Raw genomic sequence first — 24,518 nt, 5'->3', positions numbered from 1 at the left:
ACGCGGAAGGAAGGGTCCTGGTCGTGGATTTTCCGCGGGCGCCTGATGAACGCGTGTAGTCAAGTGACGACATTTGACTAGAGGTTAAGCAGAAAAAACAGACCTTGACTTGGACAGGTCAACGCATTATGCGGAGTGCATGTTCGTTTAGCGGACGACGACCTTTCCGGCAATGGGCGCGTGTCGCTGTCCACTTGGTGGACGAGATGACTCCGTGCGCCCCCCGTGCACCGGCACTGTTGGTCAGGTCACGCTTACGGTTTGTTCCACTCGGGCATGCACGCCGTTAGAGTCGGATGGCGGAACGCCCGGACGTCGGCGGAAAGCCAGGCCGAGACCCCCGTGCACACCCGATTCCGAGGACACGATGATCATGCCTCGTCCGACTGCCGCACAGCTCGCCTACGGCTCGTGCACCGTGATCTTCTCGACGCTCGCCATGCTGCTGCTGTCACAGACCAGTTCGGGCGTGGGGATCGCGGTCATCGCCGTATCGGCGCTTCTGCTCGGGCTGCTGGTCGCCATGACGGTGCCCATGCCCAGGAAGCCCCGCGTGGTGGCGGTGCGCAAGCCCGTACGCACCGAACGGGAACAGGCCGAGCAGCCTGTCCTGACCCAGTCCTGACGCACGCAGGCCGCCGGCACCCGACTCCGGTTGCCGGCACCGGCGTCAGCTGGTGCTGACCACCACCGTCTTCGCCGACTTGTCGTGCAGGCCCTGCTTGTAGGGCCGGTCGAAGTAGCTCCAGCCACCGCAGATCACGGTCCAGATGCAGGCGCAGCAGAACGCGAACGGGATCCACAGCACCGCCGCACGGATCAGCGAGGTCTGCACGGAGGGCGTGGCCCCGTTGTCGAGGTTGGCCACCCGCATGTCGAGCAGCTTCTTGCCGAGCGTCTGCCCCGTCGTGGCGGTGAAGTAGGTGTCGTACCCGATGAAGAGCACGGCGGCGACGAGTGACTGCAGGAAGGACTTGCCGTACTCCACCTTGTCGGTGTCCACGTCGTACTCGGTGACTCCGAACCCCCACGTGAGCAGCCAGACGACGACGCCCACCAGGATCATGTCGATGATGCGGGCCAGCGTGCGCTTGCCGCTGCCGGCGAGCGGCGGCATCCCGGCGAGCGGGTCGGCGGGCTGACCGCCGCCGCCGTACGGGTCGCCTCCGTACGGGCCGCCGCCACCGTAGGGGGGCGGGGGCCGGCCGCCGGGGGGAGGCGGAGGCTGGTCGCCGTACGGCGGCTGATCACCGTACGGCGAGCCCGCGCCGCCGGACGGCGGGGGCTGCTTCTTGAACGGATCGTCTTCCGGGGGCTGCTGACCGGGGCCGGGAGGCGGTTCGCTGCTCATGGCCCGAGTCGACCGCGAACCGCGCGGCTCCGCATCCCGCGCGGGGCCGTCCGGGCTACGGAATCATCCGGGCCGTTTGCTGTATGCCGTCAGCCCGCAACGAACGTACGCGCCACCTTGTCGTGCCAGCACTGGTGCCAGGGCCGGTCGAACAGGCACCACAGCACGCCGACGACGCCGACGGCGAGCAGGCCGGGGATGCTGTAGACGAGCCAGCGGCGCAGGGCCGCGCCGAACACCGGGGGTTCGTGGGCCTCGATGTCCCGCACCTCCAGGCCGAGCAGCTTCTTGCCCAGCGTGCGGCCCCACTTGGCGGTGGGCAGGACCTCGTAGACCACGCCGAACAGGAGCAGCACGGCCAGGATGACGCCGAGATACGCGGAGGTCGTGCCGTCCAGCAGCCAGACGGTGACCGTCTCGCCGGAGAGCTTGGCGGCGTCGATCTTGTCGTTGACGTGGTCGAGCGCCTTGGTGCCGAGCGGGACGGCCGCCACGGCGGTGACGGCGGCCAGCACGACGGTGTCGAGCAGCCGGGCTGCCAGCCGCTTGCCGAGGCCCGCGGGGCGGGCGGCGGCCTGACGCATGGCGGCCGCCTGGAACGGGTCCAGGGTCGGCGGCTTCCACGGGGCGACCGGCTGGTCGTCGCCGGGGCCCGCGAGCCGGTGCACCTGCTGCGCCCAGGACGACTGGCCGCCGCCGGAACCCGACGACAAGGGCGTGCCGCCCGCGGCCGGCGGCTGCTGCGTGCCGCCGGACTGCTGGGGGATGCTCGGGGAGGCCTGCTGCGGGCCGGAGAAGGCCTCGGGGGCGCCGGTGGCGGCCTGGGCGGCAGCCGCGGCCCCGGCGGCCGTCTGAGCCTGTCCCTGGGCCACTGCGGCCCGTTCGGCGGCGGCCTTCCCGGCGCCGAAGCCGGGGCCCTGCGGGGCGCCGGCCGCGGAGGGGCGGTCCGCGTCCGGACGTGCGGCGCCCGAACCGGCGGACGCGCCCGTGCTCCCGGACTGCGCCCCGGCCGCCCTTCCCTGCTGCCCCGTGCGCGGGGACAGCGCGCGGATCGCCATGGTGCCGTCGACGGGGGCGGGGCCGCCGGGGCCCGGGATGCCGGGAGTGGCCTGGCCGCCGGAGTCCGCCACGGGCCTGCGCATCATGAACGTGTCACCGGAGGCGACGCCGCCGGCGGGCGCGTCCGGTTCGGCGGGCGGGGTCGAGGCGCTGCCGTCCGTGCGGGCGGTGCCGCCCGTGGCCGCCGCCGCGCGCGGGTCCCTCGGGTCGGGCTCCTGCGGGTTGCCCCAGGAGACGCGGTGGTCCTGCTCGCCGCCGAAGCCGGCCTGGTGGGCCGGGTCGGCACCCCAGGCGGACGCCGGCTCGGGCCGGCTGCCGTGCTGGGCGTCCGCCGGCAAGGGCCCCTGGACCGGCTCCTCGTCGAAGAAGTGCGGGCCGGTCTCCTCGACCGAGGCCGCCGCGGGCCCATCGGGGTTCGCGCCGGGCGGCGGCGCGAGCGATTCGCCGTCCGTCGGCGCCGGACGGCTGGTGCCCGGCACCCAGGAGGCGCCGTTCCAGTACCGGACATATCCAGGAATGGACGGGTCCGGGTAATACCCTTCGCGGGGCCTGTCGTCACCTGGGGCCGGGGTTGGGGCGCTCATGTCCGTCGTCCGGTATCTGCTCGTGGGTCAAATAGGGGCCTCCACATCTATCAGACCGACGCAACAACCACCGCCAGTCCCGTGGGACCCACCCCTTTCCGGGCAACCTCGTACACGTACTCCACATGTGCGGTACGGCCGTGGGAGCGGGGGCGGAAAAAAGTTCTGCGAACCCGCGTAATGGTCCACCCCTGTGCTCCCTCTCCACTCGTACGGGCCCGCCCATACAGGGCAGGCATGCGTCACGAGAGAGGAACGCACGCCATGGAGCACACCGTCGTCGAGCGCGAACTGGAGCTCAGGCTGATCCTGTCGCCGGAGCGCAGCGTCTGCGTGCCGGCGCTGCTGAGTTATCACAGCGACGATCCGTACGCCGTCCACATCGCCTTCCACATCAACTCCGAGCACCCGGTGCACTGGACCTTCTCCCGCGAACTCCTCGTGGAGGGGGTGTTCCGGCCGTGCGGGCACGGGGACGTGCGGGTGTGGCCGACGAAAGTCGAACGCCGCAGTGTGGTGCTGATGGCGCTGAGTTCGCCGGACGGCGACGCGCTGCTGGAGGCACCCGCGGCGCAGGTGTCGGCCTGGCTGGAGCGGACCTTGCGGGTGGTGCCCCCGGGGACTGAGGGCGGGCAGCTGGGGATCGACGACGCGCTCGACCAGCTGCTCGCCCAGTGAGCGGTGCCCGAGGGACGGATCAGAACAGCTTGCCCGGGTTCAGGATGTCCAGTGGGTCGAAGACCTGCTTGACACCCCGCTGCATCTCGATCCCGACGGGGCCGATCTCGCGCGCCAGCCACTCCTTCTTCAGGACACCCACGCCGTGCTCGCCGGTGATCGTGCCGCCGAGTTCCAGGCCGAGGGCCATGATCTCGTCGAAGGACTCGCGGGCGCGCCGCGACTCGTCGGGGTCGGCCGCGTCGAAGCACACGGTCGGGTGGGTGTTGCCGTCGCCGGCGTGGGCGACGACCCCGATGGTGAGCTGGTGCTTCTCGGCGATCCGCTCGACGCCCTCGATCAGGTCGCCGAGCCGCGAGCGGGGCACGCACACGTCGTCGATCATCGTCACGCCGCGCACCGCCTCCAGCGCGGTGAGGGACAACCGCCGTGCCTGGAGGAGGAGTTCGGACTCGGCCGCGTCGTCCGCCGGGACCACCTGGGTGGCGCCGGCCGCCTCGCACAGGGCGCCCACGGCGGCGAGGTCGGAGGCGGGGTCCGGGGTGTCGAAGGCGGCCAGGAGCAGGGCCTCGGTCGTCTCCGGCAGCCCCATGTGCGCGAGGTCGTTGACGGCCTTGACCGTCGTACGGTCCATGATCTCCAGCAGCGACGGCACATGCCCGCCGGCCATGATCCGGCACACCGCGTCACAGGCGGCCGCCGCGGACGCGAACTCGGCGGCCAGGACCAGCTGCTGCGGCGGCTGCGGCCGCAGCGCCAGGACGGCGCGTACGACGATGCCGAGCGAGCCCTCGGAGCCGACGAAGAGGCGGGTCAGGTCGTATCCCGCGACCCCCTTGGCCGTACGGCGGCCCGTGGACATCAGCCGCCCGTCGGCGAGGACGACCTCCAGGCCGAGCACGTACTCGGCGGTCACCCCGTACTTCACGCAGCACAGGCCGCCGGAGGCGGTGCCGATGTTGCCGCCGATCGTGCACATCTCCCAGCTGGAGGGGTCCGGCGGGTAGTACAGGCCGTGTTCGCCCACCGCGCGCGAGAGGGCGGCGTTGATGACGCCGGGCTCGACGACGGCGATACGGTCGACGGGGTTGATCTCCAGGATGCGGTCCATCTTGGTCAGGGACAGCACGATGCAGCCGTCGGAGGCGTTGGCCCCGCCCGACAGGCCCGTCCGGGCGCCCTGCGGGACGACCGGGACGCGCAGGGCGGTGGCGGTGCGCATGACGTGCTGGACCTCTTCGACGGTCCGCGGCAGGACGACGACGGCGGGGGCGCCGGCCGGGCAGAAGCTGGCCATGTCGTTGGCGTAGGCGGCCGTGACGTCGGGGTCGGTGAGGACGGCCTCGGCAGGCAGACCCGCGAGCAGCCGCTCGGTGAGGTCACCCCGGGCCTGGTCGGGTGCGGCTTCGGTACGGCTCATGATCACAGCGTCGCACTCGGGGCCATCGGTGTGAACCCCGCGTACGGCGGTCGGGTTCGGACGGGTGTGGTCGTCGTATTGACGCATGGCTTGACGCACAGTGAGCGCCATGGAGAACAGCGCCGCGGGGAACAGCGGCATGGAGACCGACGCCTCGCAGGACGCAGCACAGGACGCGGTGCAGGACGGACCGGGCACGCCGGGACGCAGGCGGCGCATCCGGCGGCGGGTGCTGATGGCCTCGGTGGCGGGGTGTGCCGTGCTCGGCGGGGTGCTGGTGCTGCTGCCGTGGGGTCCGAGCGGGACGCGGGCGCCGGGACCGGCACCGGGGGCGCAGGCGCTCGCCGCGGTCACCATGGGGGTGCCGGCCGCGCTGCCCGATCTGGCGGTGCTGATCGACGAGCGGGAGAGGCATCTGCGGGCCCATCCGGGGGACGCCCGTTCGTGGGCGGTGCTGGGCGCGGCGTATGTGGAGCAGGGGCGGCGCACCGCCGAGCCGGAGTACTACCCGAAGGCCGAGAAGGCGCTGCGTACGTCGCTGAAGGTGCGGGACCCGAACGCCGAGGCGCTGGCCGGCATGGCGGCGCTGGCGAACGCGCGGCGGGACTTCGGCGCGGCGCGGACCTGGGGCGAGGCGGCGCTGAAGGCGGACCGCAAGCGGTGGACGACCTATCCGGCCCTGATCGACGCCTACACGGGGCTGGGCGACCACAAGGCGGCCAAGCGGACCCTGGACCGGCTGCTGGACCTGCGCTCCGGTCCGGCCGTGCAGGCCCGGGCGGCGGCCGTCTACCGGGACCGCGGCTGGCGGGAGGACGCGGCGGTGGCGCTGTCCGACGCGGCGGCTGCCGCCGAGGCTCCGGCCGAGCGGGCCGCGTATCTCGAACGGGCCGGGCAGCTCGCCTGGGAACGCGGCGACCTGGACGTGGCCCTGCGGCACTTCCAGGCGGCCGTGCGCCTGGACCCCGACCAGCGGGCCGCGCTCGCCGGGCAGGGGCGGACGCTGGCGGCACTGGGCCGCACGACGGAGGCGCTGAACGCGTACCGGGCCGCCCTCGCCAAGCAGCCGCTGCCCGAGTACGCGCTGGAACTGGGCGAGTTGTACGAGGCGCTGGACATGGGGCAGGCGGCGCGCGTGCAGTACGACCTGCTGCGGGAGCGGACGGCACGGGCCGCGGCCGGCGGGGTGGACGACGAACTGGTGCTGGGCCACTTCGAGGCGGACCACGGCGACCCGGACTCCGCCGTGCAGCGGCTGCGCACCGAGTGGCGCCGGCAGCCGGGGGTCGCGGTGGCCGACGCCCTGGGGTGGGCGCTGCACCGGACCGGGGAGGACGAGGAGGCGCTGAAGTTCGCGAGGCTGGCGAACGACAAGAAGCGCGGGGGCGGGGTGCGCAGCGCGCTGTACGTCTATCACCAGGGCATGATCGAGCTGGAACTGAGGATGTCCGGGGCCGCACGGCGGCATCTGCAGGAGGCGTTGCGGATCAATCCGCACTTCTCTCCGACGCGGGTGCCGCTGGCCGAGGCGACGTTGAAGGAGCTGGGGGAACCGTCGGTGGAGGACGTACCGGACATGGACGCCAAGCCGAAGCGGCGCTGACCCGTCCCTACGGCACGGCCGTGCCGATCAGCGCGTTGCGGCTGACCAGCCCCGCCAGTTCCGCCTCCGGCATCCCCTGCGTGTTCTCCGGGCGACGGGGCAGCACCATGTAGCGCGTCTCCGCGCTGGAGTCCCACACCGTGATCCGGGTGCCGGCCGGCAGGTCGAGGCCGAACTCGGCGAGGACCGCCCGGGGCTCGCGGACCACGCGGGAGCGGTACGCCTCGGACTTGTACCAGCTGGGGGACGGGCCGAGCAGGCGGATGGGGTAGCAGGAGCAGAGGGTGCAGACGATGACGTTGTGCGTCGAGGCGGTGTTCTCGACGACGCGCAGGCGCTGGTAGCCGCCGTCCATGAAGCCCAGCTCGCGCACGGCCGCCGTACCGTCCGTCAGCAGACGGGACTTGAAGTCCTCGTCGGTCCAGGCCCGCGCGACGACCTGCGCCCCGCTCGCCGGCGAGGCACCCGCGAGGAACGCGTCGATCGCCTCGTCCAGTTCCCCGCCGGTGAGGACGCCCTTCTCCTCCAGGAGGGTCTCCAGGCGCCGCACCCGGCGGGCGATCGTCGCGTCGGAGTGGTCACCGCTCATCGCCACGGTCCTCTGCCAAGTAGCTTTCCCACAGATCCAGTACGACGTGATGGTCGCCCTCGCCCCACAGGTCACGCGCCCGGAACCGCACCGCGTACACCTGCTCCACCGGCACGTCCGCACGTCCCTGCGCGCTGACGTCGGCCAGTTCGGCGGGCCCTTCCGGCTCGATCACGACGCCCCGCTTGCCGCGTGCGTAGCGGGGCAGGCGGGTGTGGTGGGCCGGGTCGTGGAGGTACGTCACCACGCGCGCCCCCGGGACGAAACGGTCAGCCATCGAGCTCGTCCCGATCCAGCTCGCCGGGCTCCAGCACGCCCTTGCGTTCGAGGAGGTCGCTGATCGCGAGGAACCAGCGTTCGTAGTACGACGCCGCCAGGTACTCGCGCGGCGGGATCGACTCGATCGCGTCCCGGAACTCGTTCAGATTGAAGATCTGCTGCCCGCGCAGGGCGTTCCAGATCCCGAAGACGCGCGCCTCCCAGTCGGCGTGGAAGGGCTCGGAGTCGTCCGCGGTGTCGACGGGACCGAATCCCTCGACGCCGCCGACGTCGTTGATCCTGGCCATGGGATCAGCGTACGGCGCGTTCGGCGTGCGGGTCCCCCCGTGGAACCCGCACGCCGGGAGAGACTCAGCCGGCCGTCAGAGGTTCCCGCGCTTGTCCTGCTCCCGCTCGATCGCCTCGAACAGGGCCTTGAAGTTGCCCTTGCCGAACCCCATGGAGCCGTGGCGTTCGATGATCTCGAAGAAGACCGTCGGGCGGTCCTGGACCGGCTTGGTGAAGATCTGCAGCAGATAGCCGTCCTCGTCGCGGTCCGCGAGGATCTTCAGCTCACGCAGGGTCTCGACGGGGACACGAGTGTCGCCGACCCACTCGCCGAGGGTGTCGTAGTACGAGTCCGGGGTGTCGAGGAACTTGACGCCGGCCGCGCGCATGGTGCGTACCGTCTCGACGATGTCGTTCGTGTTGAGCGCGATGTGCTGGACGCCCGCGCCGCCGTAGAACTCCAGGTACTCGTCGATCTGGGACTTCTTCTTGGCGATGGCGGGCTCGTTGATCGGGAACTTGACCTTGAGCGTGCCGTCGGCCACGACCTTCGACATCAGGGCGCTGTACTCGGTCGCGATGTCGTCGCCCACGAACTCCTTCATGTTCGTGAAGCCCATGACCTTGTTGTAGAAGCCGACCCACTCGTTCATGCGGCCGAGTTCGACGTTGCCGACACAGTGGTCGATCGCCTGGAAGGTGCGCTGCGCGGGCGGCTCGACCATGGGGCTCGCCGCCACGTAGCCGGGGAGGTACGGGCCGTCGTAGCCGGTGCGCTCGACGAGGGTGTGGCGGGTCTCGCCGTACGTCGCGATGGCGGCCAGGACGACGGTGCCGTGCTCGTCCTTCACCTCGTACGGCTCGGTGACGGACGTGGCGCCGTGCTCGATCGCGTACGCGTACGCCTGCCGCGCGTCCGGCACCTCGATGGCGAGGTCGACGACGCCGTCGCCGTGCTCGGCCACGTGCTGGGCGAGGAAGTGGCCCCAGGTGGTGGCGGGCCTGATGACGGAGGTGAGGACGAAGCGGGCGGAGCCGTTCTCCAGCACGTAGCTCGCGGTCTCGCGGCTGCCGTTCTCCGGTCCGGAGTAGGCCACGAGACGCATGCCGAAAGCGGTCGAGTAGTAGTGCGCCGCCTGCTTGGCGTTGCCCACGGCGAAGACGACCGCGTCCATTCCCTTGACCGGGAAGGGGTCGGCCTGCCGGGCGGTGTCGGGAGTGTGGTGTGTGGTCTGCGTCATAAGCGCAGCCTCATGCCATGCGGCAAGGTGCGCAATAGTTTGGTTCTCGGCTGGGCAATCTGCTCAGTGATGGGCCCGGCCCTGCGGGCTTTCTGTACAGGATGACCACCCTCAGCGGAGAGAAGAGGCGGGCTGCCGTGGCGATCGATCATCTGGACGGGCGGATCATCGTGCTGCTGGCGCGGGAGCCGCGGATCGGGGTGCTGGAGATGTCCCGGCGCCTGGGGGTGGCCCGCGGGACCGTGCAGGCGCGGCTCGACCGGCTTCAGTCGAACGGAGTCATCCGCGGGTTCGGTCCCGAGGTCGATCCGGCGGCACTCGGGTATCCGGTCACCGCCTTCGCGACCCTGCAGATCCGGCAGGGGCAAGGGCCGGACGTACGGGCGCACTTGGCGACCGTGCCGGAGGTGCTGGAGCTGCACACGACCACCGGGACCGGGGACATGCTGTGCCGCCTCGTCGCGCGCTCCAACGCCGATCTTCAGCGTGTGATCGACCGCGTTGTCGGTTTCGATGGGATCGTCCGGGCCTCCACGGCGATCGTGATGGAGAACCCCGTTCCGCTGCGGATCATCCCGTTGGTCGAGCAGGCGGCGGAGGACCGGGCGCACAGCTAGCCCGCGACCTGGTGGGGTGAGTCCGTGTGAATTTCTGGGAGTACCTGGGCAACCGCCACCAGCAGCTGCTCACCGACGCCTACCAGCACGCCAGCGCCGTCTTCCAGTGCATGGTCGTGGCGACCCTGCTCGGGGTGCTGATCGGCGTGGCCACGTACCGCAGCGAATGGGCCGGCAATTTCGCCACGCTGACCACCGCGGGCATCCTGACCATTCCGTCGCTCGCCATGATCGGTCTGCTCATCCCGATCGTGGGGCTGGGCGTGCCGCCCACGGTGATCACGCTGACGCTGTACGGCCTGCTGCCGATCGTGCGCAACTCGATCGTCGGACTGCGCGGCGTCGATCCGTCCCTGGTGGAGGCTGCCCGGGGCATCGGCATGTCCCGGCTCACCCAGCTGCTGAAGGTGGAGCTGCCGCTCGCCTGGCCGCCGATCCTGACCGGGATCCGGGTCGCGACCCAGATGCTGATGGGCATCGCGGCCATCGCGGCGTACGCCTCCGGCCCCGGCCTCGGCAATGTGATCTTCCGCGGGCTCGCCTCGCTGGGCAGCGCGAACGCACTCAACCAGGTCCTCGCGGGCACGGTCGGGATCATCATCCTGGCGCTGCTGTTCGACGCCGCGTACGTCCTGATCGGGCGGCTGACCATCCCCAGGGGGATCCGTGTCTGAGCACGAGTCCGACAGCGGCAACCACGGAGCCTCCATCGAGCTGGAGAACCTGACCAAGCGCTATCCCGGCAGCCCGCAGCCGGCCGTGGACAGCGTGAACATGGAGATCAAGGCGGGCGAAGTGGTCATCCTCGTCGGCCCCTCCGGGTGCGGGAAGTCCACGACGCTCAAGATGATCAACCGGCTGATCGAGCCGACCGGCGGCCGGATCCGCATCGGCGGCGAGGACGTCACCGACATCGACCCGGTGAAGCTGCGCCGCAAGGTCGGTTACGCCATCCAGTCCGCCGGCCTGTTCCCGCACATGACGGTCGCGCAGAACATCGGCCTCGTACCGAAGATGATCGGCTGGTCGAAGACGCGGATCGGCTCGCGGGTCGAGGAGCTGCTCGACCTCGTCGGGCTGGACCCGGGCGAGTTCCACGGCCGCTATCCGCGCCAGCTCTCCGGCGGGCAGCAGCAGCGCGTGGGTGTGGCACGGGCGCTGGCCGCCGATCCGCCGGTACTGCTGATGGACGAGCCGTTCGGCGCGGTCGACCCGATCACCCGTGATCACCTCCAGGACGAGCTGATCAGGCTCCAGCACGAGCTGCACAAGACGATCGTCTTCGTCACGCACGACTTCGACGAGGCGATCAAGATCGGTGACCGGATCGCCGTTCTGCGCGAACAGTCGCACATCGCTCAGTTCGACACCCCGGAGGCGATTCTCACCAACCCCGCCGACGACTTCGTCTCCGGGTTCGTCGGAGCCGGTGCGGCGCTGAAGCGGCTGAACCTGACCCGGGTGCGGGACGTGGAGATCACCGACTATCCGACGGTGACCTTCGACGACCCGCTCCAGGAGATCTTCAACCGGCTGCGCTCCAGCGGCACCAACGAGATCCTGCTGCTCGACAAGCGCGGCCGGCCCTACAAGTGGCTGCGGCGCGGCGACCTGATGCGGGCCAGGGGTTCGCTCGCACGGGCCGGGACGCTGGTGACCGACACGGTGACGCGGGACGCCACGCTGCGGGACGCCCTGGAGGCCGTCCTCACCGACAACGCGGGGCGGGTGGTGGTGACCGGGCGGCGCGGTGAGTACACGGGCGTCGTCGACATGGAGACGCTGATCAACTCCGTGCACGAGCTGCTGGAGGCGGACCGGCTGGAGGCGCTGGAGGCCCAGCACGAGCTGGAGGGTTCCCGGGCCGGGCGGACGCACGCCGAGCAGGAGGGCGACGGAGGGGAGCAGAAGGCGTGAGCACTCCCGAGACCCCGAGGCCGTCCCGGGTGCAGGAGACGTCCGAGCCCGGCGAGGCGCCCGGAAACGCTGAGCCCGACCGCAACGATCTTGACGGGAACGACGAGACCAGCTCGCCCGTCGCCACGAAGCGCCCGGCCCGGAAGCTGAGTTGGCAGCAGCTCACCATCGTGCCGGCGATGCTGGTGGTGCTGCTGCTCGCCACCTGGCTGTGGTTCCAGCAGGCCGACCTCGACCCGGTCTCCGAGAACGCGCTGTCGAACGGTCAGGTCTCGCAGGCCCTGAGGGAGCAGGTCGAACTCACCGCGATCTCCACCTTCTTCGTGCTGATCATCGCGATCCCGCTGGGGATCCTGCTCACCCGGCGGGCGTTCAGGAAGGCGACACCGGTGGCCATGGCCCTCGCCAACATGGGCCAGGCGACCCCCGCGATCGGTCTTCTCGCCCTGCTGGTGATCTGGCTGGGCATCGGCCGGAAGGCGGCCCTGATCGGCATGATCGCTTACGCCGTCCTGCCCGTGCTGTCCAACACCATCGCCGGCCTCAAGGCGAACGACCCGACCCTGCTGGAGGCGGCGCGCGGTATCGGCATGTCCGCGACGGGGGTGCTGAGGCGGGTGGAGCTGCCGCTGGCGGTCCCGCTGATCCTGGCGGGCGTGCGCACGGCCCTGGTCCTCAACGTCGGTACGGCGACCCTGGCGGTCTTCGGCGGAGGCGGCGGGCTGGGCGTGCTGATCACGGCCGGCATCACCAACCAGCGCATGCCGGTCCTGGTCCTCGGCTCGATCCTCACGGTCGCCCTCGCCCTGCTGGTGGACTGGCTGGCATCGCTGGTGGAAGTGCTGCTGCGGCCACGGGGGTTGGACCTATGAGGCGGCCAACCGTCCTGCTCGCGACGGGGTTGCTGGTGACAGCCGCCGGGTGCGGCCTGACCAGCGGCTCCCCCATGGTCGACGACGTACGGCCCGGAAGCATCGGACGGGGCGAGCCGCTGGACGGCGCCGAACTGACGGTGACGTCGAAGTCGTTCACGGAGCAGCTCATCCTCGGCGCGATCATGGGCATCGCCTTCGAGGCGGCCGGCGCGGAGGTCCTCGACCGCACCGGCATCCAGGGCTCCATCGGCAGCCGCGAGGCGGTGCGCAAGGGCGATGCCGACGCCGGGTACGAGTACACGGGCACGGCCTGGATCACCTACCTGGGGCACAGTCAGCCCATCACCGACCCGCACGAGCAGTGGGAGGCGGTGCGCAAGGAGGACGCGAAGAACGGGCTGACCTGGCTCCCGCCGTCCGCGCTGGACAACACGTACGCCCTGGCGATGAACCAGGCGAACCACAAGAAGTACCGCACGAACGATCTCTCCGAGGTCGCCGCGCTGTCCGAGTCCGACCCCTCCGCGGTGACGCTGTGCGTGGAGGTCGAGTTCGCCAACCGGGCGGACGGGCTGCCGGGGATGCAGGAGGCGTACGGGATGAACGTACCGACGAAGAACATCACCCAGATGGACACCGGGATCATCTACACGCAGGCCGCGAAGGGGAACTGCACCTACGGCGAGGTCTACACGACCGACGGCCGCATCAAGTCCATGAACCTCGTGGTGATGGACGACGACAAACACTTCTTCCCCAACTACAACGCCGCCCCGGTGATCAACACCAAGACCCTCAAGGAATGGCCGGCCATCCCCGACGTCCTCGACCCGATCACCAAGAAGCTGAACAACACGGTGGCCCAGGACCTGAACGCGAAGGTGGATGTGGACGGGGAGGATCCGCATCAGGTGGCGTTGGACTGGATGAAGGCCGAGGGGTTCGTGAAGTGAGGAGCTGAGCTGCTCAACGGGCTACGGCGGAACGGACCCGCCACGGCCTCGATGCGCGCCGAGCGAGCCGACCGTCGCCGCCGGCTAGCAGCTCGGCACGGTGCCCTTGCCCGATTCCAGGGCCTCCAGCGCGCCCACCGCCCCCTTCAGCGTCGTCACCGGCACCAGTCGCAACCCCTTCGGCAGTTCCGCCTTCGCGTCGCCGCACTCGGCCTTCGGGACCAGGAACACGGTCGCGCCGTCGCGCTTGGCGGCCTGGGTCTTCAGGGAGACGCCGCCGACCGCTCCGACCTTTCCGGCCGCGTCGATCGTGCCGGTGCCGGCGATGCTGCGGCCGCCGGTGAGGTCGCCGCCGGCGGCGTTGCCGTTCAGCTTGTCGACGATGCCGAGCGAGAAGAGGAGACCGGCGCTCGGGCCGCCCACGTCCGCGAGGGTGAGGGTGACCTTGATGTTCTTGTCGTCGAGGTCCAGGTAGTTCAGCGCGGCCTCGGTCGCGGCGTCCTGGGACTCCTTCATCTGCTCGGTGTTGTACTGCTCGATCTCCCGGGTGCTCTGCCCGCTCGGGTAGACCGAGTCGCGCGGCATGACCGCCTTCTCCGTGCTGAACCAGGCGTCGATCACGTCGCCGAACCGCACGTCCGTGTCGGGGGACGTCGCCTCGATGGTCGTCATGCGCAGCTGGCCGCTCGTGTCACGGGTCGGTGCCCCGGAGATCGTGATCACCGGTTCGCCCTTGTTGTCGCCCAGCACGTTCGCCGTCAGACCGGGCTGCGTCAGCGAGAACGGCAGCGGCGCGAAGGCGGCCGTGGCGAGCAGGGCCACGACCGGCAGGGCGCAGACGGCGACGGCCCGGGGGCGCGTGAGACGAGAAAGCACGGGATCAATCTAACGTGGCGGCGGGTTCCGGCCAGGCGCAGGTCGGAGCTGCCGGGGTTTGCCCCGTTCGGGTCACGCGCGGGGCTCGTCAGGTGACGTACAGGTCGCGCCTGTCCTTCGTGAAACGCCGCAGTGTCTCCGGCACCGGCGCCACCCCGATGCCCGGCGACCGCGGCACCGGAAGGTGCCCGTCGACCAGCACGAACGGCTCCGTGATGTCCTCGGCGAAGTAGCGGCTGGACGCCGACGTGTCCCCGGGGAGCGTGCAGCCGGGCAGGGCCGCCAGCGCCAGGTTCGGGGCGCGGCCGATGCCCGTCTCCAGCATGCCGCCGCACCACACCGGCACCCCGTGCGCGTAGGCCACGTCATGCACGCGCCGCGCCTCCAGGTATCCCCCGACCCGCGCGGGCTTCACGTTCACCACCCGGCAGGCGTCCATCGCGATCGCGGACGCGGTGTCGGCGGCGTTGTGCAGGGACTCGTCCAGGCAGACGGGGGTCGCGATGCGCTGCTGGAGGCGGGCGTGGGCGTACAGGTTGTTCTCCGCGAGCGGCTCCTCGATCAGCAGCAGCCCGAACTCGTCCAGCCGCCGCAGATGCTCGGCGTCCGCGAGCGTGTACGCGGTGTTGGCGTCGACCTGGAGCGGCAGGTCCGCTCCGAAGCGGTCGCGCACGGCTCGTACGGGCTCCAGATCCCAGCCCGGCTCGATCTTCAGTTTGATCCGGACGTACCCCTCGGCGAGATACCCCTCGACGTCGTCCAGCAACTCGGCGACCGTCGGCCTGATCCCGACCGACACCCCGGCCGGCACCCGCTCGCGCACCGACCCGAGATACGTGGCCAGCGGCATCCCGTACGACCGCAGCTCCGCGTCGAGGACGGCGGTCTCCAGCGCCGCCTTCGCCAGCTCGTGCCCCTTGATCCCCGCCATCGCCGGGGCGAGGTGGGCCGCACCGAGCACGGGCAGAGCGGCGACGCGCGGCAGCAGGAAGTCACGCAGGACGATCTCCGCGCCGGCCACGAACTCCGAGCAGTACAGCGGCTCGGGGTCGGCCGCGAACTCCGACCAGCCCTCGGCCGCGTCCGTGACGACGTGCAGCAGGAAGGTGTCCTTCGTCGTCATCGTGCCGAAGGACGTACGGAAGGGGCTGACCAGCGGGATCGCCACGTGGACGATCTCGACGCGTTCGAGTTTCACGAGGTGGCCTCCCGGCGGGTGAGCGTGTACCAGCCGTCCCGGGACATGTCCGTCGCCGTGAACCCGTCGGCGAAGGCCTTCGTGAACACCTCGCGCACGGCCCGCCGCCAGCCCAGCGCCAGCTCCGGGTCCGCGGCCCGCAGCGCCACTATGTCGTCCGGTACGCGGCACCAGACATACCGGTCCTGCGGGTCCCGGCGGGCGAGCGGCCCGCCGTCGGGGGCCGTGTGGGTGGCGGGCGCGGCCTCGCGATCCGGGATGCCGGGCCCGGCGTGGTCGGACGGCCCTTGCGGTGGCCCGATCAGGTCCCAGGTCACCTCCAGCCGGTCGCTCTCGTCGCCGTCGTTCACTCCGTCCGCCATGGGGCCGTAGAAGTCGACGAGGTAGCCGGTGCCGGTGGCGCCGAGTTTCACGAAGTTGAACCGGGCATTCCGGCCCACCAGCGGATCGAAGGTCCAGCGCATGGTGAGCGCCCCGAGCTCCACCGCCCAGGCCCGCTGCGCCCGCTTGATCTGCGGCCCGAGCCCCTGCTCGGCAGCGGCCAGCAGCGAGTACGTGTCCCGCGACGCCGGCGGTCCGAACACGGCGACACAGGCACCGACGAGCCGCTGCCCGTCGTACGCGGCGTGCACCGCCCCACCCGCGTGGGCGAGGCTGTTCAACGTCTCGGGCAGCAGGGGCGGTGCGGTGCGGGGCGTCTGCCATACGTCACTGAAGTAGTCGGCAACAGCGGTGAACCCGGCGGGCTCGTGGACGGTGCGGATGCTCAGTGAGGTCATGACACGAGTGTCGGAGGTGGTGCGGGGCCCTGCCTAGTGCACCCACGCGTCAACGCAACGCCTCCGCCACTCCCACGCCGCGTCAGCGCAACGCCTCCGCCACCTCCCGAGCCGCGTCCATGACCCGCGGCCCCACCCGCTCCGGCACCGCGTCGGCCAGCATCACCACACCCACGCTGCCCTCGACTCCCGTCACGCCGATCAACGGCGCGGCGGCCCCGCTCGCTCCCGCCTCCAACTCCCCGTGGGTCAGGGTGTATCCGGGCTCCGACAGCGGCTGCTGCCGGGCGGAGAGTATGGCCCGGCCCGCGGCACCGCGGTCCAGCGGGTGCCGGAAACCGGCCCGATAAGCCACGTGATAGTCCGTCCAGGTCGGCTCGACCACGGCAACGGCCAGTGCCTCCGTGCCGTCCACCAGCGTCAAGTGCGCCGTCGCCCCGATGTCCTCGGCCAGCGAACGCAGCGCGGGCAGCGCGGCCTCCCGTACCAGCGGATGCACCTGTCGGCCCAGTCGCAGCACACCGAGCCCGACGCGGGCGCGACCGCCCAGGTCACGGCGTACCAGGGCGTGCTGTTCAAGCGTGGCGAGCAGCCGGTACACAACGGTCCGGTTCACGCCCAGTTTGTTGGAAAGCTCGGTGACGGTCAGCCCGTGGTCGGTGTCGGCCAGCAGCTTGAGGACGCGCAGTCCCCGGTCGAGCGTCTGAGAGGTCTCCGCGGTCACGACGCCCACTCCTTAGTGGTGAGGTCGGCAGCCTCCTCGTGGCGGGTGCGTCACCGAGTCCCGTCAGTGACGCGCTTCAGAGGCCGCCGATCGGCCGGCGGCCCGGACTGACTGTCCGGACCGCGTCGCTTCACGGCTGCGCTCCGCGGCGGCGCTGCCACGGGGCGTGTGCGTAGCGGGACATTAGCGAAGCCGGTTCGCTGAGCGGAAGGCTCCGTCCAGAATCCGGGCAACGGCAGGTACGGACCACTCCCGTTTGCCCTGTTACGTACGGCGTACGGCGCCCTGCGCGCACTCCCCGTACGCGCCCGGCGTCACCTCATCCGGGTGGCCCACTCCTGCACCTTGGCGATGCGCTGCCGCAGCTGCCCGGCCGTGGCCTCGGCGCTCGGCGGCCCGCCGCACACGCGCCGCAGCTCGGTGTGGATCACCCCGTGCGGCTTGCCGCTCTGATGGACGTACGCGCTCACCATCGTGTTGAGCTGCTTGCGGAGCTCCATCATCTCCTTGTGCGAGACGACGGGCCGCCGCTCGGCGGGCAGCTCCAGCAGGTCGGCCTCGGCGTCCGGCTTCTTGCGGCTGTGCGCGATCTGCCGGGCCTGCCGCTTCTGGAGGAGCATCTGCACCTGGTCGGGTTCGAGCAGGCCGGGAATCCCGAGGTAGTCCTGCTCCTCCTCGCTCCCGGGATGGGCCTGCATGCCGAACTCGGCGCCGTCGTAGAGCACCCGGTCGAAGACGGCCTCGGACTCCAGCGCCTCGAAGGAGAACTGCTCCTGCTCGCCGGTGTCCTCGTCCTGCTCCTTGTTCGCCTCCTCCATCTCCTTCTCGGATTCGGCGTACGGGTCCTCCTCGCCCTCCTTCTTCGGCTTGTCGAGGGCGTGGTCGCGTTCGACCTCCATCTCGTTGGCGAAGGTGAGGAGGTCGGGGACGGTCGGCAGGAAGACGGAGGCGGTCTCGCCGCGCCGCCGGGACCGCACGAAACGGCCGACGGCCTGCGCGAAGAAGAGCGGGGTCGAGATGGTGGTGGCGTAGACGCCGACGGCGAGCCGCGGCACGTCGACGCCCTCGGACACCATCCGGACGGCAACCATCCAGCGGTCGTTGTTGCCGCTGAAGTCGTCGATCCGCTTGGACGCCCCGGCGTCGTCGGAGAGGACGAGGGTCGCCTTGTTGCCGGTGATCTCCCGGATCAGCTTGGCGTAGGCGCGCGCGGAGTCCTGGTCGGAGGCGATGACGAGGGCACCGGCGTCCGGGATGGCCTTACGGACCTCCGTCAGCCGCTGATCGGCGGCACGCAGCACACTCGGCATCCACTCGCCGCGCGCATCCAGCGCCGTACGCCAGGCCTGGCTGATGGCGTCCTTGGTCATGGGTTCGCCGAGCCGCGCGGCGATCTCGTCGCCCGCCTTGGTGCGCCAGCGCATGTTGCCGCTGTAGGAGAGGAAGATGACCGGCCTCACCACATGGTCGGCAAGGGCGTTGCCGTAGCCGTACGTGTAGTCGGCGGCCGACCGCCGGATTCCGTCGTTCCCCTCCTCGTACGTCACGAAGGGGATGGGGTTGGTGTCGGACCGGAACGGCGTACCGGTGAGGGCGAGCCGTCGCGTGGCGGGCTCGAAGGCCTCCAGGCAGGCCTCGCCCCAGGACTTGGAGTCACCGGCGTGGTGGATCTCGTCGAGGATGACGAGGGTCTTGCGCTGCTCGACCCGGTTGCGGTGGAGCATGGGCCGCACGCCGACACCCGCGTAGGTCACGGCGACGCCCTGGTAGTCCTTGCCGAGCGGTCCGGCGCTGTACTCGGGATCGAGCTTGATGCCTATGCGCGCGGCCGCCTCCGCCCACTGCTTCTTCAGATGCTCGGTCGGCGCGACCACGGTGACCTGCTGCACGACATGGTGGTGCAGCAGCCAGGAGGCCAGCGTCAGCGCGAACGTCGTCTTCCCGGCGCCGGGAGTGGCGACCGCGAGGAAGTCACGCGGCTGCTCCTGGATGTACTTGTCCATCGCCCCCTGCTGCCAGGCACGCAGCTTGCTGGCGGTGCCCCAGGGGGCGCGGCCCGGGAAGGCGGGTGACAGGTGGTGGGAGTGGGAGGCGGAGCTGGAGCTGGAGCTGGCAGACATAGGTGTGGGCCCGGAGGGCCCTCCGTTGAGGGTGGTGGCGGGTGACGGGCGGGCGGTAGTCACGGTCTCCGGGGAGTGGGTCGGGAGGCTCGGCGTACGGGTGTTGGTGACTCGGCTACGTATGACAACCGGGCCACCCTACCGGCGGCCCGACCGTGTCCAGGGGCGACCGGGGCCGGGTCACACGTGGGTGGGACCGACGTCACAACCGTCGCAGCCGGCCCGCGATCACGGCGATGTCCTCCTCGTCACCGGAGGCGACATCGATGACCAGCGCGTACGCCACGTCCTGATCGACACCGGTGAGGTCGACGCCGTTGAGGGCGAGGAAGGTGGCGGCGGCGATCCAGGCGGTGCGCTTGTTGCCGTCGAGGAGGGGGTGGTTGGTGGCGATGGCATGCGGCAGTGCTGCGGCCTGCTGGTGGAGGTCGTCGTAGCCGACGTACCGAACATGCGGGCACGGGGCCGGTGCACCGCCGACGCGAGCAGCCCGGGCTCCCGTGCCTCGGGCGCCCGCCCGCCGAAGGCGACCTCGGCGAGGGCGGTGGACGAGGCCCCCAAACCCCTCGGAGACGCCACCTCTCGACGTCGGCCCGCTTCATCCAGCCCGTCCGGCGTTTGAGGACGAGGCCCCTTCAGGGCCGACAGCGGGGGTCTGGGGGCGGCAGCCCGCAGAGGCGGCCGGGGGCGAGGGGGCGGAGAACCTGGAGGACGGGACGGATAGGGGCGGCGGGCGAACCCCTCCCCGCTCCGACTCACCGCTCCCGCAACCGAGTGGTCACCCAAGCCCCCACCAACGCCACCCCCGCCATCGGCAGGAACACCGCCGCGAACGCCGCCGGATGCGACCCGCCGCCGGAGGCCCCCGTGGCCGCATGACTCACCGTGCCGCCGCCCAGGGCGGCGAAGGCGGCGCCTCCGGCGGCCAGGAGCACGACGTTGGACAGGCCGTCGGAGATCTGGAGGGCTGCGGAGTTCGTACCGGCCTCCTCGGGGGCGGAGAGATGGAGCAACAGCACGCTGGTGGAGGAGATCACCAGCCCCATCCCGAAGCAGCCGAACGCCCACGCCACGGCGACGGTCCAGGCGGGCACGGAGGCGATCAGGACACTCGGCGCGGCGGCGATGGAGGCCGCCACCAGCACCATCCCCAGCGTCATCAGCCGGTCCCGGTACGGCTCCACCCGCGGCCTCGACTGCATCCACGAACCCAGCGCCCACGTCCCGCCACCGGCCGCGAGCGAGAACCCGGCGAGCGTCGGCGACAGCCCCCTCTGGGTGACCAGCATCAACGGCACGAAGGACTCGGCCGCGATGAACGACCCCGCCGCGACCCCGCGCAGCAGCACCACGGACGGCAGCCCGCGCGCCGCGCGGTACGTGCCGCGCGGGAGCAGTCCGAGCACGGCCGGCACGAGGAGCGCGGCGCCCGCGACGCCGGGGACGAGGGAGAGCCACCGCAGGTCCTGGGCGGCGTACTGGAGCAGCCCCGCGCCGAGTGAGATGCCGAGGGCGAGCCGGATCCGGCGCCGGTCGAACGAGGTGCCGCGGGCGGAGGCGTCGACCGGTCCTCCCGCCCGCCGCCGTATCTGCGGCAGCGCGAGCGCGAGCGGAAAGACGACGAGCACCGGAATCCCGACGAACACCCAGCGCCAGCCCAGCTGCTCGGTCACCGCCCCGGCGGCCAGCGGTCCCACGATCGACGGCACGACCCAGCTCGCCGCGAACGCCGCCATGATCGCCGGCCGCAACCGCTCGGGGTAGGCCCGCCCGACGACGACGTACAGCGCGACGATCACCAGCCCGCCGCCGAGCCCCTGCACGGCCCGCCCGAGGATGAACAGCCACATCGCCCCCGCGGTCCCGGCCAGCAGCAGCCCGGCCCCGAAGGAGGCGATCCCGGCGGTGAGCGCGCCGAGCGGCCCGCGCCGGTCCGACCACTGGCCCGCGAGCACCATCCCGAACAGGCTGGTGGTGAAGTACCCCGAGAACGCGAAGGCGTACAACGACACCCCGTCCAGCTCCCGCGCCGCCACCGGCATGGCCGTCCCGACGGCGGTCGCCTCGAAGGCGATGAGCAGCACGACGGAGACGATCCCGATGCTCAGGGCCCGATAGTCCCTGCTCAGCACGGTCCCCTCGGACTCGGGGACCGGGGGGACATCGGATCTCTTCGCGACACCGGCGTCGCGCGGCTCGAGGGCAGTCATGTCCGCCAGCGTAAGGGCCACAACTGACATTGACCCCTGTCGGAAGACGGCCCCGGCCCGGGACCTTGGTCGTACGACCGACGCCCGACCGACGCCGTTCATGAACGCGGTGTGGCAGTCCCATTGCAGCGCCGCCGATTCCCTTGAGCGGCCCGCACACCCCCGCCTACGGTCGACTCACCGACCAGGGCACACCGCCCGAAGCCGGTGCAACGGCCGTGTGCCCGAGTGGTTCAGGGGCTCGCCCGCGCTGCATCCATCAGCGAGCTCCGCTCGCGTGGAGTCACGCGGGTCCGATTCCCGCCACAGCGGCGCGAACACGACCGAGATCAGCAATGGCCGTGTGCCCGAGTGGTTCAGGGGCTCGCCTGCAAAGCGAGTTACGTGGGTTCGAATCCCGCCACGGCCTCTCTTCCCCCCCCTCGCCGACGCCTGCGTCGGTCCGCCTCACGACGCAGGGTGCTGTCGGCCCGCGGCTCGCCGTCCGTTCCAGGGCATGGCTCCGATCACGGCGGAAACCGCGGCCGTCGCGGCGAGGCTCCCGGCCGTGACCATCACCACGCCGACCATGTACAGGCCCGAGGCGTCGTCCGACCAGTCGTAGAAGGCGGCGACGGCCAGGCCCATCGTGGGGCCGAGCACGGCGACCGTGCCCCGGTGCCGGGACGCAGCCCAGTACAGCGGCACCAGCAGGGTCAGCACGAGGCCTATCACCTGCCACGCCTCGTACGGGCCGGTCGTCGTGCCGTCCGGGTGTATGTCGCGGTGCTGGTCCCAGCCCAGCCAGGCGGCCCACCCCGCGAGCGATATGCCGGCCGTCACGAGGGTCGGCAGCAGGGAGGGGGCGGTTCTCAGTGGTCCTTGGCGCATGGGCCCAGCGTTGCGGCCGGCCCGCCGCGCGAACAGGGCTCAGGTACTCAGATCCGCCCGAGTACATGCGCCTGGTGCGCGCCGCGACTAGAACAGGGAGCCCCGGGCACCCAGTTGAGGATGCGACCTGCCGGTTTCGGGTGTTGAATTGCATTCGGCGCATTACTCCTCCCCCCTCCCCTCGCAGAGGTATCCATGAGCAGGGAATTCTGGCTGCGCGTATGCATGACGGCGGCAATCACTCCGCTGCTACTCGTCACCACTGGATACACCTATGGAGCCCCTGCGAATGCGGTCGACGCAAAAGCGGTCGACGCAATGGAGCAGGACATAGATACGGCGGTGCAGGGCGTCGACGCATTCTGGACCAGGCATTGGCCCGAATACTTCACCGGCACCTACGCGTCCCCCGACGTGCTGGGCCTGTACGACGGCACCTCCACTGACGCCCCCACCTGCGACGGGGAGCAACTGGAGGCGGGCAATGCGGCCTATTGCCGCCCGGAGGACTACCTGGCGTGGGACGTCGGACTCATGCGCGAGGGTTATTCGACCGGCGATGCCTACGTGTACTTCATCGTAGCGCACGAGTGGGGGCACGCCATACAGAACCGATTGAACAGCCAACTGCAAGAAGTCGCCGGCGAACTACAGGCCGACTGCATCGCGGGAGCAGAACTCCAAGGCGCCCAGAACGACGAAACAATCGTTTTCGAAGAAGGGGACGCCAAAGAGTTGATAGAGGCCATCCACAGCGTTTCCGACGAACTCCCCTGGACCACAGAGGGGGACCACGGGAACGCCGATCAGCGGAGCAACGCCTTTGTCAGAGGGCTGGAAGGCGGAGTTGACGCCTGCCTGCCCCTGACGGCCCAGTGACAGTTCCTCGTACGGACAGCACAACCCCAGGCGCCCTCCAGATGTCCAGTACATGACTGGACGGCCAACCTCCGGTCGCCGTACTTCCTGTCCTACGAGGAGACCCATCCGTGCGCCAGCGCATCCGCCCCTCGCACATCCGTCACTCGGCGGCCCTCGTGGCCGCTGCCGCCGCCGTCGCGGCGCTTCCCGCAGTCGTCGCTCCCGCGGCGTACGCCGAGGAGGGTGACCCCTCCCTGGTGATCTCGAGTCTGCCGAGTACGTCTCCCAAGCCCGGCGAGGTGTACGACGAGAAGGTCGTCATCACCAACAAGGGCACGGCGGCCGCGGACGGCGTCACCTTCCGGATCCGGCTGACCCGGGGGCTCGACTTCCCCGCGGCCGTCGAGGGCTGCACCTACTCGACCATCGGCGACAAGGTCAGGCAGGCGCTCTGCGAGCTCGACACCGTCATCGAACCCGGCGCCTCCGTCGAGACGCCCGTACGGTTCAAGGCGCTGCCCCACGCCCTGATGGAGGCGGTCGAGTACGGCACCTCGGCCACCGGCGAGGCCCCGGGCGAGGGGTTCGACGACAGCAACCGGCGCCTGACCCTGACCGCGGACAGCACCGCCGACCTCGTCGCCGTCGGTGAGGACACGGAGGCCCTCGCGGGCGACAAGCAGTCCGTCACGGTGCAGCTCCGCAATGACGGCCCCGGCTGGATCCAGAACCAGGAGAGCGACGACCAGCCGGCGCTCATGGTGCGGATCCCGAAGGGCACGACCGCCTCCGAAGTGCCTGAGGACTGCGCGCCGTTCGGGATCGACGGTCCGTCCGGGCCCGGGGGGACGCCGGGCAAGTCCACGTACGTCTGCTGGCCGGCCGACCACACCATCGAGGTCGGCGAGTCCCTCTCCTTCACCTTCATGCTGAAGATCGGGGACGACACCCGGACCACCACCGGTGAGGTGAAGGCGACTTCCGTCTACGACATCCACCCGGCCTTCGACAAGAACCCCGCCAACGACAAGGCCCAGATCCGCATCGCCATCCCGACCGACAACGAGCCCGGCCCGGCCACGTCCGGCGGTTCCTCCACCGGCGGCGGTTCCACGGACGGCGGCTCCACCACGGGCGGCAACGACCCCGAGGGCCAGTCCACCGGCGGCAACGGCAGCACGGGCGGCTCAGGCAGCACCGGCTCCACGTCGTCCGGCACCTCGACGGGCGGCTCCACCGGCTCCGTCGACGGCAACCTGGCGAGCACCGGCTCCGACGGCACCCCGCTCATCGCAGGCGCCGCAGCCGCCGTGGCGGCACTCGGCGGTGTCCTGGTCCTGGCCGTACGCCGTCGCCGCACCGTCGGCAAGTCCTCCTGACGACGCCTCAGGGGTACGGCGTCGTCCGCGCGACGTGGGTCTGGAGCAGGCGGGCCCTTCCAGGGTCT

General features: G+C 70.9%; 24 protein-coding genes, 1 tRNA gene and 1 pseudogene. 11 read left to right on the top strand and 15 right to left on the bottom strand.

Annotation, left to right across the window (positions count from 1 at the left end; genetic code table 11):
- Positions 1-367 precede the first annotated feature (367 nt).
- The gene (locus OG331_RS30540; protein WP_406202117.1) at positions 368-625 is read left to right on the top strand and encodes a hypothetical protein; all 258 of its coding nucleotides are present in this window, start codon (positions 368-370) and stop codon (positions 623-625) included.
- Between the two features lie 45 nt (positions 626-670).
- On the opposite strand, the gene OG331_RS30535 is transcribed toward OG331_RS30540, so the two are convergent.
- Positions 671-1,351, bottom strand: coding sequence for an RDD family protein (locus tag OG331_RS30535; RefSeq protein ID WP_406202114.1), 681 nt, complete (start codon positions 1,349-1,351; stop codon positions 671-673).
- A gap of 89 nt (positions 1,352-1,440) precedes the next feature.
- Positions 1,441-2,994, bottom strand: coding sequence for an RDD family protein (locus OG331_RS30530; protein WP_406202111.1), 1,554 nt, complete (start codon positions 2,992-2,994; stop codon positions 1,441-1,443).
- Positions 2,995-3,258: 264 nt separating this feature from the next.
- On the opposite strand from OG331_RS30530, the gene OG331_RS30525 reads away from it, so the two are divergent.
- Entirely contained in the window at positions 3,259-3,672 is a 414-nt protein-coding gene (locus tag OG331_RS30525) for an SsgA family sporulation/cell division regulator (protein WP_406202109.1), read from the top strand.
- A 19-nt stretch (positions 3,673-3,691) separates the two neighbouring features.
- Here OG331_RS30525 and OG331_RS30520 read toward each other — a convergent pair whose 3' ends face one another.
- Entirely contained in the window at positions 3,692-5,098 is a 1,407-nt protein-coding gene (locus tag OG331_RS30520; protein WP_406210375.1) for an FAD-binding oxidoreductase, read from the bottom strand.
- Positions 5,099-5,201: 103 nt separating this feature from the next.
- Here OG331_RS30520 and OG331_RS30515 point away from each other — a divergent pair, with 103 nt between their 5' ends.
- A complete protein-coding gene (locus OG331_RS30515; protein ID WP_406202106.1) occupies positions 5,202-6,695 on the top strand; it encodes a tetratricopeptide repeat protein in 1,494 nt (497 codons plus the stop codon).
- A gap of 7 nt (positions 6,696-6,702) precedes the next feature.
- Here the strand turns inward: OG331_RS30515 and nthA are convergent, their stop codons facing one another.
- From nthA to hppD, 4 genes are all read right to left on the bottom strand, one after another.
- Positions 6,703-7,284 carry a nitrile hydratase subunit alpha gene (gene nthA, locus OG331_RS30510; RefSeq protein ID WP_406202103.1) on the bottom strand — a complete coding sequence of 194 codons (582 nt, stop codon included), beginning with the start codon at positions 7,282-7,284 and terminating at the stop codon, positions 6,703-6,705.
- Entirely contained in the window at positions 7,274-7,561 is a 288-nt protein-coding gene (locus tag OG331_RS30505) for an SH3-like domain-containing protein (protein WP_406202100.1), read from the bottom strand. Before OG331_RS30505 ends, nthA begins: the two co-directional genes overlap by 11 nt.
- The gene (locus OG331_RS30500; RefSeq protein ID WP_363047162.1) at positions 7,554-7,850 is read right to left on the bottom strand and encodes a hypothetical protein; all 297 of its coding nucleotides are present in this window, start codon (positions 7,848-7,850) and stop codon (positions 7,554-7,556) included. The genes OG331_RS30505 and OG331_RS30500 overlap by 8 nt, the downstream gene beginning before the upstream one ends.
- 75 nt (positions 7,851-7,925) lie before the next feature.
- Positions 7,926-9,071, bottom strand: coding sequence for a 4-hydroxyphenylpyruvate dioxygenase (gene hppD, locus OG331_RS30495; protein ID WP_406202097.1), 1,146 nt, complete (start codon positions 9,069-9,071; stop codon positions 7,926-7,928).
- A gap of 137 nt (positions 9,072-9,208) precedes the next feature.
- Here hppD and OG331_RS30490 point away from each other — a divergent pair, with 137 nt between their 5' ends.
- From OG331_RS30490 to OG331_RS30470, 5 genes are read left to right on the top strand one after another with little or no spacing between them, the layout of a single operon-like run.
- Entirely contained in the window at positions 9,209-9,688 is a 480-nt protein-coding gene (locus tag OG331_RS30490) for an Lrp/AsnC family transcriptional regulator (RefSeq protein ID WP_406202094.1), read from the top strand.
- A 26-nt stretch (positions 9,689-9,714) separates the two neighbouring features.
- Positions 9,715-10,362 carry an ABC transporter permease gene (locus tag OG331_RS30485; RefSeq protein ID WP_328427358.1) on the top strand — a complete coding sequence of 216 codons (648 nt, stop codon included), beginning with the start codon at positions 9,715-9,717 and terminating at the stop codon, positions 10,360-10,362.
- Positions 10,355-11,605 (top strand): betaine/proline/choline family ABC transporter ATP-binding protein, encoded by a 1,251-nt coding sequence (locus OG331_RS30480; protein WP_406202091.1) that lies wholly within the window; start codon positions 10,355-10,357, stop codon positions 11,603-11,605. The genes OG331_RS30485 and OG331_RS30480 overlap by 8 nt, the downstream gene beginning before the upstream one ends.
- Complete coding sequence (locus OG331_RS30475) at positions 11,602-12,477, top strand: ABC transporter permease (RefSeq protein WP_406202088.1); 876 nt, start codon at positions 11,602-11,604, stop codon at positions 12,475-12,477. The genes OG331_RS30480 and OG331_RS30475 overlap by 4 nt, the downstream gene beginning before the upstream one ends.
- Entirely contained in the window at positions 12,474-13,433 is a 960-nt protein-coding gene (locus tag OG331_RS30470; RefSeq protein ID WP_406202086.1) for a glycine betaine ABC transporter substrate-binding protein, read from the top strand. The genes OG331_RS30475 and OG331_RS30470 overlap by 4 nt, the downstream gene beginning before the upstream one ends.
- Positions 13,434-13,517: 84 nt before the next feature.
- Here OG331_RS30470 and OG331_RS30465 read toward each other — a convergent pair whose 3' ends face one another.
- The 7 genes and pseudogenes from OG331_RS30465 to OG331_RS30435 all read right to left on the bottom strand — a co-directional run bounded on the left by OG331_RS30465 (position 13,518) and on the right by OG331_RS30435 (position 21,340).
- On the bottom strand, positions 13,518-14,309 hold the full coding sequence (locus OG331_RS30465; protein WP_406202083.1) for a PDZ domain-containing protein: 792 nt from the start codon (positions 14,307-14,309) through the stop codon (positions 13,518-13,520).
- A gap of 88 nt (positions 14,310-14,397) precedes the next feature.
- Positions 14,398-15,507 carry an o-succinylbenzoate synthase gene (menC, locus tag OG331_RS30460; protein WP_328881344.1) on the bottom strand — a complete coding sequence of 370 codons (1,110 nt, stop codon included), beginning with the start codon at positions 15,505-15,507 and terminating at the stop codon, positions 14,398-14,400.
- Positions 15,504-16,286: a chorismate synthase gene (locus tag OG331_RS30455; protein WP_406202080.1), complete on the bottom strand. Its 783-nt coding sequence runs from the start codon at positions 16,284-16,286 to the stop codon at positions 15,504-15,506. The genes menC and OG331_RS30455 overlap by 4 nt, the downstream gene beginning before the upstream one ends.
- Before the next feature lie 82 nt (positions 16,287-16,368).
- The gene (locus tag OG331_RS30450; protein WP_406202077.1) at positions 16,369-17,010 is read right to left on the bottom strand and encodes an IclR family transcriptional regulator; all 642 of its coding nucleotides are present in this window, start codon (positions 17,008-17,010) and stop codon (positions 16,369-16,371) included.
- 314 nt (positions 17,011-17,324) lie between these two features.
- Positions 17,325-19,130 carry a DEAD/DEAH box helicase gene (locus OG331_RS30445; RefSeq protein WP_406202074.1) on the bottom strand — a complete coding sequence of 602 codons (1,806 nt, stop codon included), beginning with the start codon at positions 19,128-19,130 and terminating at the stop codon, positions 17,325-17,327.
- Between the two features lie 202 nt (positions 19,131-19,332).
- Positions 19,333-19,691: pseudogene (locus tag OG331_RS30440) on the bottom strand (type II toxin-antitoxin system death-on-curing family toxin).
- Between the two features lie 194 nt (positions 19,692-19,885).
- Positions 19,886-21,340, bottom strand: coding sequence for an MFS transporter (locus OG331_RS30435; protein ID WP_406202071.1), 1,455 nt, complete (start codon positions 21,338-21,340; stop codon positions 19,886-19,888).
- A 337-nt stretch (positions 21,341-21,677) separates the two neighbouring features.
- On the opposite strand from OG331_RS30435, the gene OG331_RS30430 reads away from it, so the two are divergent.
- Positions 21,678-21,749, top strand: a tRNA-Cys gene (locus OG331_RS30430).
- A 38-nt stretch (positions 21,750-21,787) separates the two neighbouring features.
- Here OG331_RS30430 and OG331_RS30425 read toward each other — a convergent pair.
- Complete coding sequence (locus OG331_RS30425) at positions 21,788-22,210, bottom strand: hypothetical protein (RefSeq protein WP_406202068.1); 423 nt, start codon at positions 22,208-22,210, stop codon at positions 21,788-21,790.
- A gap of 195 nt (positions 22,211-22,405) precedes the next feature.
- Between OG331_RS30425 and OG331_RS30420 the strand changes: the two genes are divergently transcribed.
- Positions 22,406-23,089: a neutral zinc metallopeptidase gene (locus tag OG331_RS30420; RefSeq protein ID WP_406202065.1), complete on the top strand. Its 684-nt coding sequence runs from the start codon at positions 22,406-22,408 to the stop codon at positions 23,087-23,089.
- Positions 23,090-23,199: 110 nt separating this feature from the next.
- A complete protein-coding gene (locus OG331_RS30415; protein ID WP_406202062.1) occupies positions 23,200-24,450 on the top strand; it encodes an LPXTG cell wall anchor domain-containing protein in 1,251 nt (416 codons plus the stop codon).
- Positions 24,451-24,518: the final 68 nt, after the last annotated feature.

Source organism: Streptomyces sp. NBC_01017, assembly GCF_045162795.1.
Lineage (GTDB): Bacteria > Actinomycetota > Actinomycetes > Streptomycetales > Streptomycetaceae > Streptomyces > Streptomyces machairae.
This window is presented reverse-complemented; position numbering and strand designations above follow the sequence as displayed.